The organism is Photobacterium makurazakiensis, from assembly GCF_050336715.1.
Lineage (GTDB): Bacteria > Pseudomonadota > Gammaproteobacteria > Enterobacterales > Vibrionaceae > Photobacterium > Photobacterium makurazakiensis.
In genome coordinates this window covers 61,088-77,929 of record NZ_JAKJSJ010000015.1, presented here as the reverse complement: position 1 = coordinate 77,929, position 16,842 = coordinate 61,088, and the positions used below count along the sequence as shown (strand labels likewise).

At 43.6% G+C, this 16,842-nt stretch carries 6 protein-coding genes and 2 pseudogenes; 3 read left to right on the top strand and 5 right to left on the bottom strand.

Going from position 1 to position 16,842, the window contains the following annotated elements:
• Positions 1-153: 153 nt before the first annotated feature.
• The 3 genes from L4D09_RS07540 to L4D09_RS07530 all read left to right on the top strand — a co-directional run bounded on the left by L4D09_RS07540 (position 154) and on the right by L4D09_RS07530 (position 5,488).
• Complete coding sequence (locus L4D09_RS07540) at positions 154-1,269, top strand: efflux RND transporter periplasmic adaptor subunit (protein ID WP_428456876.1); 1,116 nt, start codon at positions 154-156, stop codon at positions 1,267-1,269.
• Positions 1,269-4,454: an efflux RND transporter permease subunit gene (locus L4D09_RS07535; RefSeq protein ID WP_428456875.1), complete on the top strand. Its 3,186-nt coding sequence runs from the start codon at positions 1,269-1,271 to the stop codon at positions 4,452-4,454. The genes L4D09_RS07540 and L4D09_RS07535 overlap by 1 nt, the downstream gene beginning before the upstream one ends.
• Positions 4,455-4,822: 368 nt before the next feature.
• A complete protein-coding gene (locus L4D09_RS07530) occupies positions 4,823-5,488 on the top strand; it encodes a PEP-CTERM sorting domain-containing protein (RefSeq protein WP_428456874.1) in 666 nt (221 codons plus the stop codon).
• 89 nt (positions 5,489-5,577) lie between these two features.
• Here the strand turns inward: L4D09_RS07530 and L4D09_RS07525 are convergent, their stop codons facing one another.
• The 5 genes and pseudogenes from L4D09_RS07525 to L4D09_RS07510 form a co-directional block, all read right to left on the bottom strand.
• Positions 5,578-6,678, bottom strand: a complete 1,101-nt coding sequence (locus tag L4D09_RS07525; protein WP_489685998.1) for a cadherin-like domain-containing protein — start codon at positions 6,676-6,678, stop codon at positions 5,578-5,580.
• Positions 6,670-7,215: pseudogene (locus L4D09_RS28885) on the bottom strand (cadherin-like domain-containing protein); the annotation flags it as partial. The gene L4D09_RS07525 and the pseudogene L4D09_RS28885, both read right to left, overlap by 9 nt.
• A 348-nt stretch (positions 7,216-7,563) precedes the next feature.
• Positions 7,564-12,834: pseudogene (locus L4D09_RS07520) on the bottom strand (cadherin-like domain-containing protein); the annotation flags it as partial.
• Between the two features lie 207 nt (positions 12,835-13,041).
• Positions 13,042-15,423: a response regulator gene (locus L4D09_RS07515; RefSeq protein WP_428456873.1), complete on the bottom strand. Its 2,382-nt coding sequence runs from the start codon at positions 15,421-15,423 to the stop codon at positions 13,042-13,044.
• Positions 15,424-16,836 (bottom strand): HlyD family type I secretion periplasmic adaptor subunit, encoded by a 1,413-nt coding sequence (locus tag L4D09_RS07510; protein WP_428456872.1) that lies wholly within the window; start codon positions 16,834-16,836, stop codon positions 15,424-15,426.
• Between the last annotated feature and the right edge of the window lie 6 nt (positions 16,837-16,842).

Genomic DNA, 16,842 nt, shown 5'->3' with positions numbered 1-16,842 from the left:
TCTGAGAAAAAGCTGACACGTCACACTTTCACTTAAAGTAATCATTGTGTTGTATGTCGAGATTGAAGAGACAATTAACCAATTGCACGCAAAGTTTTGATAGCATACGAGGTACTATCAACTTGTTCGTCGAAGTTCTCAAGGATGTGAGCGATGGCACATATAAAATCACTATTTTCAAAACGGCCATGGATTTTTTCTGGTTTAATTTTATTGCTACTATCAGCGTGGCTTTTTAGTGGCTACTACAGTCAAAACCTTGCCGCAGAAGAGAATGAACACCCAATTGATAAACCAGCAGAGAAACAAAACACTGTACCTCCCCTAGCCAAAGTCATTGTCGAGCGGTTTACCCCCCAACCTGTCGCCAGAACGCTGTCTCTTTATGGTCGAACAGCGCCTGATAGAAAAGCGACATTAGGCGCAGAGGTATCCGGAACAGTCGAACGCTTACTCATCCGAAAAGGCGAACGCGTGAAAGCCGGTCAGCCTTTAATACAGCTTTCAAAAGCCGATCGCGAATTACAGTTACTACGTGCTAAAGCATTATTGAAAGTCAAAGATCAAGAGTTCAATGCCGCTCAGTCACTTCAAAAACGCGGTTTACAAGGTGAGGTCGCCTTAAGTCAGGCTGAAGCAGGGTTAATTGAAGCCAAAGCGACAGTCAGAAACCTTCAAATTGCGCTAGATAATACGCGCATTAACGCCCCTTTTGATGGCATTGTCGAGATCCTTCACATTGAACAAGGTGACTACCTTGCAGTTGGTGATCCCGTCGTTAACTTAGTTGATCTCGACCCACTGGTTATCAATGCTGATATCAGTGAACGCCATGTTGATAAGGTCTATCAACAACAACTTGCAGACATCACATTAGTGACAGGCTATACCACACAAGGAAAACTTCGCTACCGGGCATCAGTCGCATCGGAACAAACCAACACTTACCCTATTGAAATAGAAATACCAAATCCAAACATGACATTAACGGCTGGGATCAGTGCTGATGTCGAATTAGTTTTAGAAACCGAAGACGCGATAAAAATCACACCATCCATGCTGGCTTTAGATGAAGGTGGAAACCTTGGGATTAAAGCACTGATTGAAAATAACGTGGTACGGTTCACACCTATTTCATTAGTAAAAGTTGAACCCGACGGAGTTTGGCTTGGTGGGATAAGTGAGCCTATCGATGTCATTACGGTTGGCCAAGGCTTTGTTCGTGATGGTGATACGGCTCTGCCAGTTCATCAGAATAGGAGTGAATAATGTTTGCCATTATTGATGCCGCGATCAGCCGTTCTCGGACTATTATCACTCTATTAGTTTTGGTTTTACTCGCCGGAGTTGCCACTTATCAAGCCATACCAAAAGAATCGAACCCTGACATTACTATTCCCATTATTTATGTGTCTGTTTCTCATCAAGGTATTAGCCCAGACGACGCAGAACGATTACTTGTCAGGCCATTAGAAAAGGAGCTTCGTTCGATTGAAGGTGTTAAGGAGATGACCGCCACAGCTTCTGAAGGACATGCTTCTGTAGTACTTGAGTTCAATGCTGGTACAGATCTTAATGAAGCGTTAACCGATGTTCGTGAAGCGGTTGATATTGCCAAAGTAAAATTGCCTGATGACAGCGACGAACCCACCGTAAATGAAATTACACTCGCGGGTGAAGACCCTGTTTTGTCGCTGGTACTCTATGGCACCGTCCCCGAACGCACCACGATTCAAATCGCCCGTGAACTGCAAGATAAGCTAGAGAGCTTTCGTCAAATTTTAGAAGTCGATATCGCTGGTGACAGAGAAGATGTCGTTGAAGTTTTAGTTGAACCTCTATTGATGGAAAGCTATGGGCTTGATCAGGAAGATGTGTTCAATTTAATTTCACGTAATAATCGGGTTGTCGCTGCGGGCTTTATTGATAGTGGTTACGGCCGCTTTTCTGTCAAAGTGCCATCGGTTTTCGAATCACTTAAAGACATTCTTGAACTGCCAATAAAAGTTGATGGCAATAAAGTGGTTAGCTTTGGCGATATTGCCACCATCCGTCGTGCCTATCGTGATCCTGATAGCTTTGCTCGTTTGAATGGTCAATCTGCCGTTGTACTCGATGTAAAAAAACGTGCTGGTGAAAATATCATCGAAACTGTTGAGATTGTAAAAGCAGTACTCAAGGAAGCTCAAAAACGTGAAGAATGGCCCGCGAACCTTTTGATTGAGTATACGCTTGACCAATCAAAAGAAGTAAAGACCATGCTGAATGACTTACAAAACAATATACTGTCAGCCATCATTCTGGTCGTCATTGTAATTCTTGCTATTCTTGGGTCTCGCACTGCTTTTCTTGTCGGCATATCAATTCCCGGATCATTTCTTACTGGGTTATTAGTACTGGCTATCAGCGGGCTAACCGTCAATATCATCGTTCTTTTCGCGCTGATCATGGCTGTGGGGATGTTAGTCGACGGCGCGATTGTTGTTACTGAATATGCCGATCGTCGAATGCAGGAAAATATTCCTCGAAAGCAAGCCTATCGAGAAGCAGCAAAACGAATGGCATGGCCAATAACGGCATCTACCGCCACCACGTTAGCCGCATTTGCACCATTACTGTTTTGGCCTGATACAACGGGGGAATTTATGCGCTACCTTCCTCTAACCCTCATTGCAACATTATCAGCCTCGTTAGTGATGGCACTGGTTTTTGTACCTGTGCTTGGCAGCGTTATTGGTAAACCACAATATACTAGCTCAGCAGAGCAACAGCGAAAAATAGCCATTGAAAATGGTCATTTTGAACAAGCTCGAGGAATAACCAAGCTTTACTTGAATAGTTTATCGGTGGCTATTCGTCACCCTTTTAAGATCTTGCTAAGTGCGCTATTGCTTGCCGTTATCGTTGGCTTCTCTTATGCCAAAGCTGGCTTAGGTGTCGTATTCTTTCCCGAGGTTGATCCGCCCCACTTCACGATTAAAGCTCGTTCGCACGGTGACCTTTCTATCTACGAAAAAGATGCGCTCATGCAACAACTTGAAGCGCGTATTTTAGGAACCGAAGGCATAAAAAGTGTCTATACCCGCACAGGTGGCGATGATCAGATTGGTCAAATACAATTTAACCCGCTCGATTGGCAGCAGCGTGCACCAATCAAAGACATTATTGCCGAGTTACGTGAAAAAACAGCAGATATCGCAGGGATTGAACTTGAATTTAAGTTTCCGCAAGCTGGGCCGCCAAGCGATCATGATTTAGTGATTGAAGTAGCGGGTAACAATAAGCAAGACATGCAAAATGCAATTGCTCAAATAAGACGTTGGATGGAAGCGCAAACCGCCTTTACCAATATTTCAGACTCAGGTGATAAACAAGGTATTGATTGGACAATCAAGGTCAATCGTGATGATGCTGCTCGTTTTGGCAGTGATGCTACCTTGGTTGGTAATACCGTGCAATTTGTAACTAACGGGCTAAAAGTCGGTGACTACTTACCTGATGATACAGATGATGAAGTCGACATTCTCGTCCGTTACCCCCAAGACAAACGAGACATCGGTCGCTTTGATGAACTCAGGGTTAAAACGCAATATGGTATGGTGCCAATCACCAACTTTGCCAGTATCTCCCCTGCACCAAAACAAAATACAATTAACCGTATTGATGGTCAGCGCGTGCTGGAAGTCATGGCTGACATGTCAGAAGGTTATAACCTTAGCCTTATCCTGCCCGATGTTGAATCGGCCATTGCACAAATGACCATTGCTAAAGGCACCAGTGTTGAAGTAAGAGGCCAAAATGAAGATCAAAATAAGTCTTCGGCCTTCTTACAATCCGCTTTTTTGGTAGCACTGGCAGCCATGGGGTTAATTCTGATCACTCAGTTCAATAGTTTCTATCAAGCTCTGCTAATTTTAAGTGCCGTGCTCTTTTCGACTGTTGGTGTGTTTTTAGGGCTACTGATCTTCCAGCGTCCGTTTGGCATTATCATGTCGGGGATTGGGGTAATAGCGCTCGCGGGTATCGTCGTAAACAACAACATTGTTCTGATTGATACCTTTAACCAGCTACGCAAACAAGGCCTAGATAAAGTCGAAGCTATCATGCAAACGGGGGCTCAACGTTTACGCCCTGTTCTGCTTACCACCATTACTACAATTCTTGGCTTACTACCGATGGTTCTCGAAATGAATATCGATTTAATCAATCGTAAAATCGAATTCGGCGCGCCAAGTACTCAATGGTGGTCACAACTTGCCACAGCCGTCGCTGGTGGCTTAGCGTTTGCGACTCTGCTAACTCTGATCTTAACTCCGTGCTTACTGATGCTCGGTAGAGATAAGTATAAATCCAGCAAGGCTGGCCAAACATCACCCCACATTGAAGACAACTCTGTGACTGTTAAAAGAAGCATCGACAGTGCAAAAGAGCATGCTCAAAAAGAGTTTGCATAACATCTACTTTGACTTCTGATTAAAACAGCCACTGCTTCACTGCGTGGCTGTTTTCTTTTAACTATGCAGGCTCCCTTATTTGCGCCAACCTTTTTAAACCGCAAACCGTAATATTCAAGCCATAATCACGCGTGAATGTTTTTCTATATCGATATTCGCCTGTTCACCTGTCAGGTAATTTTACACATCCATCTCAGTACGATAATAAATTATTGATTTTACTGAATTTAAAATTTGGCACTTTACTTGCTATTGAATTGGTACGCATTTTAAGAAGCGTTTTGACATCGGAGAGCATTAGTTAGAAAGCTAAATATGTCGCACTTACTTCGTCGTCACCATCTTTAAGCTTAAAAAGGAATGATTCAATGCCGCATATCAATAACCTCTTTCTGAACACCCTACGAAAGCTAGCAGTAGTATCTGCTCTTTCAATCAGTTCACTAGTTTCATTTTCCGTACATGCGCTATTTATCCCAGTAGGGCCTCAGAATGACATCGACATTGCGACCGTTACCAATGTGTGGGGATGGACGCTTTGTGATACGAGTTTTTATTCACAAGGTAATGCTGGTGGTATCGCATCACTGGACGCTTCTTGCCAAAATAATGACTACATCATGTTGGCAGGAAGAGAAACTGGAAATAACATCCTTGATGTACTGGCCGCGACCTCTGTTCTTGATGCAACGACAGATACTGGTGCAGCTAACAATGGTATAACAACAACCTCTAATGGCGCTGAATGGTACTACAACCCAAATCATTCATGGGGCTTTGCAGGATTAGGCGATAGCGTAAATAAGGCTCAATGTGATACTAATGGGTTAAACGAACGTGACCGCTTGTGTTGGCATACGCTTAATTTTAACGTGGGTGGCTGGCGTAGCGGAAATCATACAGGGCTCAATGGTAGTAACTCATTCGAAAAACTGGTTTTTGTGGCTAATTATGTACCAGAGCCTGGTTCATTAGCTGTGTTTAGCCTTGCTATGGTCGGCCTTGGATTCTCTCGCAGAAAAACTCGTAAATAATACCTCCCGCTCAAAATTAATTAAAAAGCCATAACATGACAGTTATGGCTTTTTAAATTCCGAGCAATTATACGGAAGCTGTAGGTAGCTTAAAAATTACTATCATCAAAGCTCATATCACCTTGCTGACCGTTATCGATTTCATCGCCGCTATCAGCGCCTTCATCCATCAGCGGGTCAAAACCACCTTGCTCGTTGTTATCTTGTGTCCAATCAGTTTCTTGGTCTTGCTGATCATCTTGTTGCTCTGAAGATTGCGGGGATGTATTGCCAATGTTTTCATCGTCAAAATTCACCGTTATCGTGTCACTAGCACCTTCAACAGGCTCTCCCATATTATCAAAGCCTGTCATGGTGATATCAAGTTCACCACTGAACTCACTTTCTGCACTGAGGGTAAAGCTATCATCACCGCTAACAGTGAAACTTCCATCCCCATTATCGAGTGCCGACTCAACAGACACACCGTCTTCTAAACCAGAAATAACAACCACATCAACCTCTGGCTGATCAGTTATATTCTCGGGTATTGCAATCTCAAGGCTATCACCAGGGACACCGTAATAATCCGCTTCAGCAGACTCTACCTGTATTGCTTCCTCTTCAACATCTTGCTCATTTTGATCGAGATCTTCTTCGAGTAGGAAAGACACCACAGCTTGTTGGTCTGGCTCACCATCAACGCTATAGCTAACATTAAGCGCAATTTCACTATCAGCGTCATCGTTTGGCCAGAAACTATAGCTACCATCTGGATTATCAAACAACATGCCATCGTCACCTTCGTAACTCACGTCATTAATTGCGATGCTATCTTGGTCTTCAATACCTGCTTGGGTCAGTATATCGTCATCTGTAAACGTAACCGTACCATTTTCATCAGCAGCAAAGGCACCAACGGGGTCATGGCTTTGCTCTAACTCTTCAACGGTAAAAGGATATAGCCCCGGAATGCTAGCGTCGCCGTCGTTCACATCATACGAAACGCTGGCTTCTCCACTCCATCCTTCTTCCGGAATAAATGTCCATGTTTCGCTGTCTTCTTCAACAATCCGCCCTTCACCGTCATCGGCCATGACATTCTCGATACTTAAGCTTTCGCGATCCTCCGCAGGCCAGCTTTGCAATAATGTATCTGCGGTTAGTGTAACTGCATTTTCTGGATAGGCTTCTTCAACCGTCACTGACATGGTTTGTAACGTCGTATCTGTACCATCGCTTACGCTGTAGCTAATTTCAGCATCACCAAACCAACCTGCTTCTGGTATGAAGGTATAACTACCACCTTCAGCCGTTAGCATCCCTTCGCCTTGAGTCACCTGTACTTGGCTTACGGTAAGATCATCACCATCAACGTCAGTCATATTGGCCAGTAACTCGGCATCACTAAAACTTAATGACTCTCCTTCTGCTATTTCTTGTGTTATAGGTTGCGAGCTTTGTGGTGCAGTATTATCACTCTGCTGAGAGAGTTCCAGACCTAAGGTAATACCAGCATCTTGGGTATTACCTTCGGCATCAACGACCTGGAAGGTCACATGAACTTGCCCGGTAAAGTCAGGGGCTGGTGTAAAGGCCACATTACCGTCTTGATCAATGGTGATAACGCCTTGAGTTGGGTCAACAAGATTTAGGTGCTCAATCGTATAGCTATCACTTTCAACCTCTACTTCAGATAACTCAAGTAAGTCATCGCCTGTAAACTCTAATGTTTCGTTAGCCTCACCTTGAATGACTTCATTAATCACCGTCGCTTCAGCGGCTGGCATATTCGATACTTCGTCACCGTAATCAACCGTTGTCGCAGTAACTGTGACAAAGAAATTACCTGACCAATTCTCTGGTGGTGTGATTTCAAGAACATCCACATCCCAGTTCATTAAATTGATCTGTTGGCCTTCTTCTGTAATTTCAACCTTATTAACGCCGTCACTCACTACAAACCCAACCGGATAACCTGACATAACGAGTGCTGTCATCGATTCAGAATCATCCATCATACTGATGTTCAAATCGAGTAAACCGCTGCCGTCTTCAGTTATCAATAATGGGCCATCATGCTCAGTCGTTATCATTGCCCCATCAGCGACAGGACGGACATATACTGGCATTGAGGTTTCATAGGTGGCTTGACCATCTGTCACTTCAACCGTCATGGCAACACTGCCAGCAAAATCATCGGCAGGCACGAATGTCCACGTACCGTCGTCGTTGTCGACCACACTTCCCTGAGCTTCTTCACCCTCCGCTGTCAGAACCCGAGATATAGAAACACTCGCACTGTCAATATCATCGAACAGTCCCAGCAGCGATTCCGATGTGAAGGTTACACCTTCATCCTCGTACGTTGTGAGCGAAGCATTACCCGTTGCAAATGGTGCATCATTTACGGGGATCACATCGACACTCACATTGCCTTCAACAGTATGTTCTCCATCAGTAACGCTGTATGTTAGTTCAACCAAGCCATTAAAATCTGGCGGAGGTGCAAACGAGTAGCTTCCATCTGGATTTGGTGTCAACGTACCGCCTAGTGGTGCTTTGATCTCAAGCCCAACCAGTGATAAGTCATCCCCTTCAATATCAGTGACTTGGCTTAATAGGAAATCAGGGTAAAGGATTAACTCTTGATCTTCATTTACTTCTGCAGCTAATGGCTGCTGCACTTCTGGCGCATCATTTACCGCTTCAAAATCAATATGGATACTGTTTTCAGTCGTCAATTCACCATCTGTGACTTTATAAGTAAGTTCTACTGTGCCGTTATAATCTTCATTCGGAATAACGCTATATGTACCATCTCCGTTATCCTGCAAAGTGGCATCATTTCCCACCAAAGTAAGATCGACAATATCGAGATCCAAGCTATCAATATCTGATGCTTGCTCAAGTAATTGCTGCTCGGTGATCACGACTGGGGCAAACTGAGTCGCCTCTTCAGATTGCGAATAGGCTTCAGATAATTGAGCCGAAAGTTCAATGGGCTCATTCGCTTGATTTTCTTGATGATGGAAAGCCACTTCTTCGGTCATTTCCGAACCATCAATATCAATTGAAGTGAATATTGCTGAATCCGGTGCCACTTGCGAAACGGTCATGTTCTGAACAACATAAGTACCATTTCCCTGAATCGTCCCTAGCTCAAAACTCGCAACAGGTTCATCAGCGGTTAACGTGTAAGTGGTAACATAGCTATGCGGGTCATCTTTATGGTAAGTTTCCGAATCAATAACATTCCCTTCATCATCGAAAGCCTTTATTTCAACTTCAGTAAACTTAGCCGATGACTTCATAAAGTAGCCACCTAAACCATCCAGCGTGAAACTAATTTGGTTTATGTTCTCGCCATCAATTTCGACTGTAAGTTTTTCATCACGACTTAATCCATTTCTATCGTTGTCACCAATACCGTGCCCGACATGAGTATTACCATTCCAAGCACCTAACGGGCCATCATTACTGGAGGTAGTTACTGTCAAATCACCATCAGTAAATTGTCGGGTATGGCTATCAATTGCCTCTCCCCAATCGTCAAGTTTGGCGTTATCGTCGAACGTACCAATCATACTATCGTGAGTTACTGCTTGGACGGCATCTTCATCAGGCGCACAACGAATTTCAGTGTCATGCGTTACCTCGTCGCCAACCTGCATGGCAACCCACTCATCATCAATAAGTGCTTCTATTGTGCCAAATTCAGGCTCTTGATCGAGACGGATCATTGGCTCTTCGCGCATCGAGACACCTACAATGGTATCTTCTTGAGCCGTTAGGAATATCTCATCACCAGCATCAGGAGCGTCGTTGACAGGGATAACCGTTAAGTCAACATTGCTTGCAATACTCGCTTCTCCATCTGAAATATCAAAACTCAGATCAAGCTGACCGTTGAAGTTTTCTGGCGTGGTGATGGTAAAACTACCATCTGGGTTCGGCGTGATTTCCACATCGGGATTGGCCGAGGTCAGGTTGCTGGCTGTTAGATCATCGCCGTCAATATCGCTAGCATTGGCTAATAACTCATCTTGCGATAACGTCAGCGTGCCGTCTTCGTCCATTTCAGCGGCAATGTGATCGCCGGCTTCAGGGCCGTCGTTGACTGGGGTAACCGTTAAATCAACACCGCTTGAGACGGTCTCGATACCATCTGAAATATCGTAGCTAAGGTATAGATCACCATTAAAATTTTCCGGTGTCGAAATGGTGAAGCTGCCGTCGGGATTTTCAGTGATTTCAACATCGGGATTGGCAGACGTCAGGTTGCTGGCCGTTAAGTCATCGCCGTCAATATCACTAGCATTGGCCAGTAACTCATCTTGCGACAAGGTTAGCGTGCCGTCTTCGTCCATTTCTGCGGCAATGTGTTCACCCACTTCAGGGCCGTCGTTAACTGGGGTAACCGTTAAATCAACACCGCTAGAAACCGTTTCTTCACCATCWGAAATRTCATAGCTRAGGTATARSTCACCRTTRAAGTTTTCTGGCGTGGTGATGGTAAAACTGCCATCTGGATTCGGCGTAATTTCCACATCAGGATTGGCCGAGGTCAGGTTGCTGGCCGTTAGGTCATCGCCGTCAATATCGCTAGCATTCGCTAATAACTCATCTTGCGATAACGTCAGCGTGCCGTCTTCGTCCATTTCAGCGGCAATGTGAWCGCCAGCGTCAGGGCCGTCGTTRACTGGGGTAACCGTTAAATCAACACCGCTTGAGACGGTTTCCTCACCATCAGAAATGTCGTAGCTGAGGTATAAGTCACCGTTGAAGTTTTCTGGCGTGGTGATGGTAAAACTGCCATCTGGATTCGGCGTRATTTCCACATCRGGATTGGCCGAGGTCAGGTTGCTTGCTGTTAGTTCATCGCCATCGATATCTGAAGCATTTGCCAACAACTCATCTTGCGACAAGGTTAGCGTACCGTCTTCATCCATAACAGCTTCAATATGATCGCCAGCTTCAGGACCGTCGTTAACTGGGGTTACCGTTAAATCAACACCGCTAGAAACGGTCTCTTCACCATCAGAAATATCGTAGCTGAGGTATAACTCACCATTGAAGTTTTCGGGTGTTACGATGGTGAAGCTGCCGTCGGGATTTTCAGTGATATCAACATCGGGATTGGCAGACGTCAAGTTGCTAGCCGTTAGATCATCGCCATCGATATCGCTGGCATTGGCTAATAACTCATCTTGCGACAAGATTAGCGTACCATCTTCATCCATTTCAGCGGCAATGTGATCGCCAGCTTCAGGGCCATCGTTAACTGGGGTAACCGTTAAATCGACACCACTTGATACGGTCTCGATACCATCGGAAATATCGTAGCTAAGGTATAGCTCACCGTTGAAATTTTCTGGTGTGGTAATAGTGAAACTACCATCGGGATTCGGGGTGATTTCTACATCAGGATTGGCAGACGTCAAGTTGCTGACTGTTAATTCATCACCGTCGATATCACTGGCATTGGCTAATAACTCATCTTGCGACAAGGTCAGCGTGCCGTCTTCATCCATTTCAGCGGCGATGTGATCCCCCGCTTCAGGGCCGTCGTTAACTGGGGTAACCGTTAAATCAACACCGCTTGATACGGTCTCGATACCATCTGAAATATCGTAGCTAAGGTATAGATCACCGTTAAAGTTTTCCGGTGTTACGATGGTGAAACTACCATCTGGGTTTGACGTGATTTCTACATCAGGATTCGCCGAGGTCAAGTTGCTGGCTGTTAATTCATCACCGTCGATATCACTGGCATTGGCTAATAACTCGTCTTGCGACATGGTCAGCGTACCGTCTTCATCCATAACAGCTTCAATATGATCGCCGGCTTCAGGGCCGTCATTAACTGGAGTAACCGTTAAATCAACACCGCTAGATACAGTCTCGATACCATCTGAAATGTCATAGCTAAGGTATAACTCACCGTTGAAGTTTTCGGGTGTGGTAATGGTGAAGCTGCCATCGGGATTTTCAGTGATTTCTACATCGGGATTGGCAGACGTCAAGTTGCTGGCTGTTAATTCATCACCGTCGATATCACTGGCATTGGCTAATAACTCGTCTTGCGACATGGTCAGCGTACCGTCTTCATCCATAACAGCTTCAATATGATCGCCAGCTTCAGGGCCGTCGTTAACTGGGGTAACCGTTAAATCGACACCGCTAGAAACCGTTTCTTCACCATCTGAAATATCATAGCTAAGGTATAACTCACCGTTAAAGTTTTCCGGTGTTACGATGGTGAAGCTGCCGTCGGGGTTTTCAGTGATTTCAACATCGGGATTGGCCGAGGTCAGGTTGCTTGCCGTTAGGTCATCGCCATCGATATCTGAAGCATTTGCCAATAACTCATCTTGCGTTAGTGTCAGCGTGCCGTCTTCATCCATGACAGCTTCAATATGATCGCCCGCTTCAGGGCCGTCGTTGACAGGCGTTACCGATAAATCGACACCGCTCGATACGGTCTCGATACCATCTGAAATATCGTAGCTAAGATATAGATCACCATTAAAGTTTTCTGGTGTCGAAATGGTGAAGCTGCCGTCGGGATTTTCAGTGATTTCAACATCGGGATTGGCCGAGGTCAGGTTGCTGGCCGTTAAGTCATCACCATCAATATCGCTAGCATTGGCTAATAACTCATCTTGCGATAACGTCAGCGTGCCGTCTTCATCCATGACAGCTTCAATATGATCCCCTGCTTCGGGGCCATCGTTTACGTCCTCAACATTGATTTCGAAGACTTGTTCAGTGATTTCCTGATCCCAATCACTTGCCGCTTCTTCACCTTCGCTCGGTGCAACATTGACCGCAAAGTCTTTTGATGTGACAGCAACATCAGGATCATTGCTTTGTTGTTGCGGACTGTTATTTGCTCCTTGAGGAGAAGCGTTATTGTTTTGTGCTGCTTGAGGGGCACCTTGCTGCGCAGGCTCTTCACTTTGTTGACGCCCGCCGCTTCCTTGTGGCGCAGGTCCAGATTGACCGCCTACCGACTGAACACCTGATTCATTTTGTTCGTCAGACCCCTCTCCACCATTATCTTCTATAACTTGGCTTTGCGAGTTTTCTTGAGAGCCTCGTTGACTTTGATTTTCTGGCTCTCCATTTTGCTGTGGTGACGCCCTCTCACCTTGCTCTTGAGCTTGCCTTTGTTCTTGACGACCATGTTGATTACGACCACCTTGGCGCAAGTTTTCAGAACTCGTTGTTACATTGGCATTTTGCTGATTTTCCTGTTGTCGCTGTTGCTGAGCAGCCTGTTCCGAGTTGGATGATTCTCCCGAAGTTTCAACAGCTTCGTTTAAGATTTTTTCATCCTTAGATGGCTGATTGTTATTACTCATACCGACTCCCTTCAATATTTTCAGCGCAGCGCAATTATATTATTCGCAATATAAGAATTGTGGTCGCCTATTGATAGGAGTGCCAAAAAAACACGTAGAAATGTATAAAAAATCGTACACAGATCAAGAAATTAAACATACAAAAAATCCGCCATACATTTAGCAGAGCGGATTCAAGGGATATTCTAATTATCAGATAGTTACAAATCAGGCGTAGCGGCTAATCATATTAAAAATAGTTTCATATTTATATGGTTTGAGTAGCACATTATCCATGCCGGAATTTAGGCATTCATTAATTTCTTCTTGGGTGGTTAATGCTGTATTACCAATGATCACAACCTTACGGCTTAACTGTCCTGTTTGTTGCATCGTGCGCTCTTTGTCACGAATTGATTGTGTTGCCTCTATACCCGACATTCCTGGCATTAAGCAATCCATAAAAATAATGTCATAATTATTATCCTGCCACTCATCAATCGCACTCTCTCCGCTATTAACGACTTTCACATTCGCGCCAATGCGTTTAAGCATTCTTGATAGAATAAACTGCTGAGAGGGGTCATCATCAACAACAAGAAGTTGCTTCTCAACAAAGCGTTCTTCTTTCGTTCCTGCTGGTTTAGCAGATATTTCTGATGCGCCTTGAGAACGAATAAATTCTGACAGTGCAGCAATATCATCATGATAAATTGGGTAATGCCATACCGCAGTTAGCCTTTCACTAAGCTCTTCAGATAACTCGTTTCGTCTTGAAACAAAAACGGTTTTACCTTGGGTTCGACCAGTCACGCCTTTTAGCATTGTGGTCATGTTGACCCCTTTGAATCCATCCATTAGAACGACACAGCTATACCCAACACCATTTGCAATACGCTTCATTAATTGGTGCAACGAGCTTACAACCTCATAATTCAGACCTGTATCCTGTAGTTTGAGCAAGAGTATTTCGCGCTCAAGGCAGGGTTCTCCACACACAATTACATTTGCTGTAGGTTCTGTTGAGAGGGCTTCTAATCTGGCTGTCGCAACCAGCTCGAATGAAATTTCTGCAGCAATAGATTCATCGTGTAAAGGTTTGAAAACAACACCACCCGTAAAGAAATTACTAACGAGCTTAGAGTAGAAACTATCATCGAATTTACCAGTACCTTGTTCAGTATCATGGTGGAATTGATGACGCAGGGTGTCTAACGCCGTCAATTCATCTTTTACAGGCAATAACGTCACGGACAGCTTTACCTTATCGAGTGCTGTACTATCACAGTCAACAATAAGAGTGAATTTACGAGGGCCGACTTGCTCAACCAAGCGCACAAGCACGTTATACAAACACCAATAAAAGCGATAGTTATTGCCTAATGTTGATTCGGGTACGGCAGGAGTAACATAGAAATCAATTTCTTTATTTAGAGCGCGGCATTTCGCATTCAGTAGTACGACAACACGTTTAATTTGATCCCTGATAATGATTTTCTCATCTAATGATTGCTTATTATGAGAAAAGACAGAAATGAAGTTATCAGAAAGTTGTTCAAGTGACTCAAGGGCAATGTTTATTTCAGAGCTAAATACATTTTTACTGTCATTATCGACATCATCATTGATGGACAGTCCCCCAGCAACAATACTGGTTAATGCATGTATTTCATAACCCAAAAATGAAGCTAATGATTGTAATTTATCATTCTCAATTTCAGTTTCATTTAAAAGCTCAATCTTATGTGAGTTAGCTTTCATCACCAGCTTAATTAGCGATGCAAGCTGATCAATATCACTCGTATTGTTATCCTTTTCGATGTGGCTATGTGCTTCTAACAAGTTGCTTAAATATTGTAGTTGTACCTTTTCTTTTTGACGCAACTTCCATTGCATCATCAATAAAAAAAACAAGATTGTTGATATGACTAACACCAAAGTAGTCAGTATTATCGCCATTTGCTTTTCTTGACTTAATTGTTGCTCATATTGAACAATAAAGTGTTGTTTTGACTTACTTAATTGCTCTTCCAACTCATTCGAAGAGCGTAAAAGCCCCCTTAAAGCTTCCGGTTGACGACTTGTCCCTTTCTGATGTGCCTCAAGGGTTTGAAGTACAGCTTTTAACGGTATATCCATTGAAAAACCAAGCTGTAGCTTATTCTCTTCATGCAATCGTTGGTTTACCTGTAATAGATTTTCTATCTGCCCTTTTAGTTCAACCAATGAACTTTCTAGAGTATCGGCATCACGATTAACGTACTCAGTCGCAGACTCAACTAACCACAAGCCATCCAATTGGTTAATCATACTCGTGATAAGTACCTCTAGCTCCCCTTCTTGCGAACTGGAAAGTCCAAGCAATGTTTGTCGCATAGCCAGAATATAACTACCTTGTGCTGATAGTTGATTATCATCAACCAAGCTAATAGGTAAAGTTTCATTGTGGTAGTCAGCATTAACTAACTCAATGACATGCTCTTTTTGAGCAAGGCCATGGCGATACGATGCCCATATTAGAACAATTGCAAAACAGGCTATAGCTGCTCCAACCGTACCTACAGCAAGAAGTAAGCGCTTATAATTCCATTTAAATAACACACTAAACATTTACCGCTCCCTAAATGCTTCTTTTAAGCCAAACACCACGGGTTTAACAACATATTCAATCACACGCTTTTCACCAGTGCTGATATCCGCATTCATCTCCATTCCCGGTTTAACTGGAAATTGACTCCCTGTTGAAGAAAGGACATTCGATGATAATTTAACATCACCTTTATAATAAATTTCATCATCTTCTTTAAAACTACTGGCACTGATATTGGTTAGAATACCCTTCAATGCACCAAATTTTGTAAAATCATAAGTATCAAACTTCAACGCAACAGGCTGACCGACTTGGACAAAGCCAATATCTTTCGGGTTAATTTTAACTTCCGCTTTTAACCCTTCTTCAAGAGGGATGATCTCGGCAAGTATTCCACCAGGCTCTAGTATGGCTGACTCATGTTTCAAAGGGAGATCATGAATGATGCCATAAACTGGCGAACGAATAACAAGCCGTTCGGTTTTATCAATATCGACATGCCGTGTTTGGCTTAATTCTTGTATTTGGTCTTCTTCAAGTTTCAACTCAGCACTATATTTTGCATTTCTGGAAGAGACTGTTTGTAACCATTGGTTATTCAAATCAACTAACGCATCTTCCGTTGTCATGATCGACTCTTGCAGGTTTTCTATTTCCCGTATCATATTCATTTCTTGAATCTGGCTATTTACCAACTCTAAATACGACGAGGTTTGCTGATCATAAAGTGTCTGTCGCATTTGCACTTGCTCTTTAATCAACCCCAGTTGTTTTCTTGATGAGACAAGGCGTTGATTCATACTTTTGATCAGCTTTTCTTTACTCTCAACCTGCCCAGATAACAACCTATCTTCAGCTGTAATTAATGCTAATTCAGAGCGATACATTTGGTCATGCACCAACCTTAATGCACGATAGTTTAAGCTACTATCATTGCTTACATTATCAAATTGAACAGGCACACCGTTAAATAGCGCTAATAAACGTTCCCGCGCAAATAAATGGCTTAATAATTGATTTTTAGATATAGCGTCTTGAGAAGTCCGACTTTTATCCTTAAGTTTGGCAATGATATCGCCTTTTTGAACGACATCCCCTTTTTGAACGGAGTAATGTTCAATCATACCGCCTTCAAGATGCTGTAACCGCTCAAGCGCAGCAACAGGAACAAGTTCTCCCCGCGCGGTGGACACTTCCTCCAGCTTAGCAAAATAAGACCAGGCAATCGCCAATAAAAAAAAGAAAAAAATCGTCACAACAACGGTATGCGTAGCCTTTCGCCCCGCTAACATTTTACCTTCAAGCACATGTACAGCGCTATTTGTATGGCGACTCGTCTCTTTACTAATAGCATCAATTCGCCCGACCAGTTCGGCGCGTTCATCTTTTACTTCAAGTTGATTTTTTCTCTGCTCAACAGGTTCTTCAGCCATATTTAT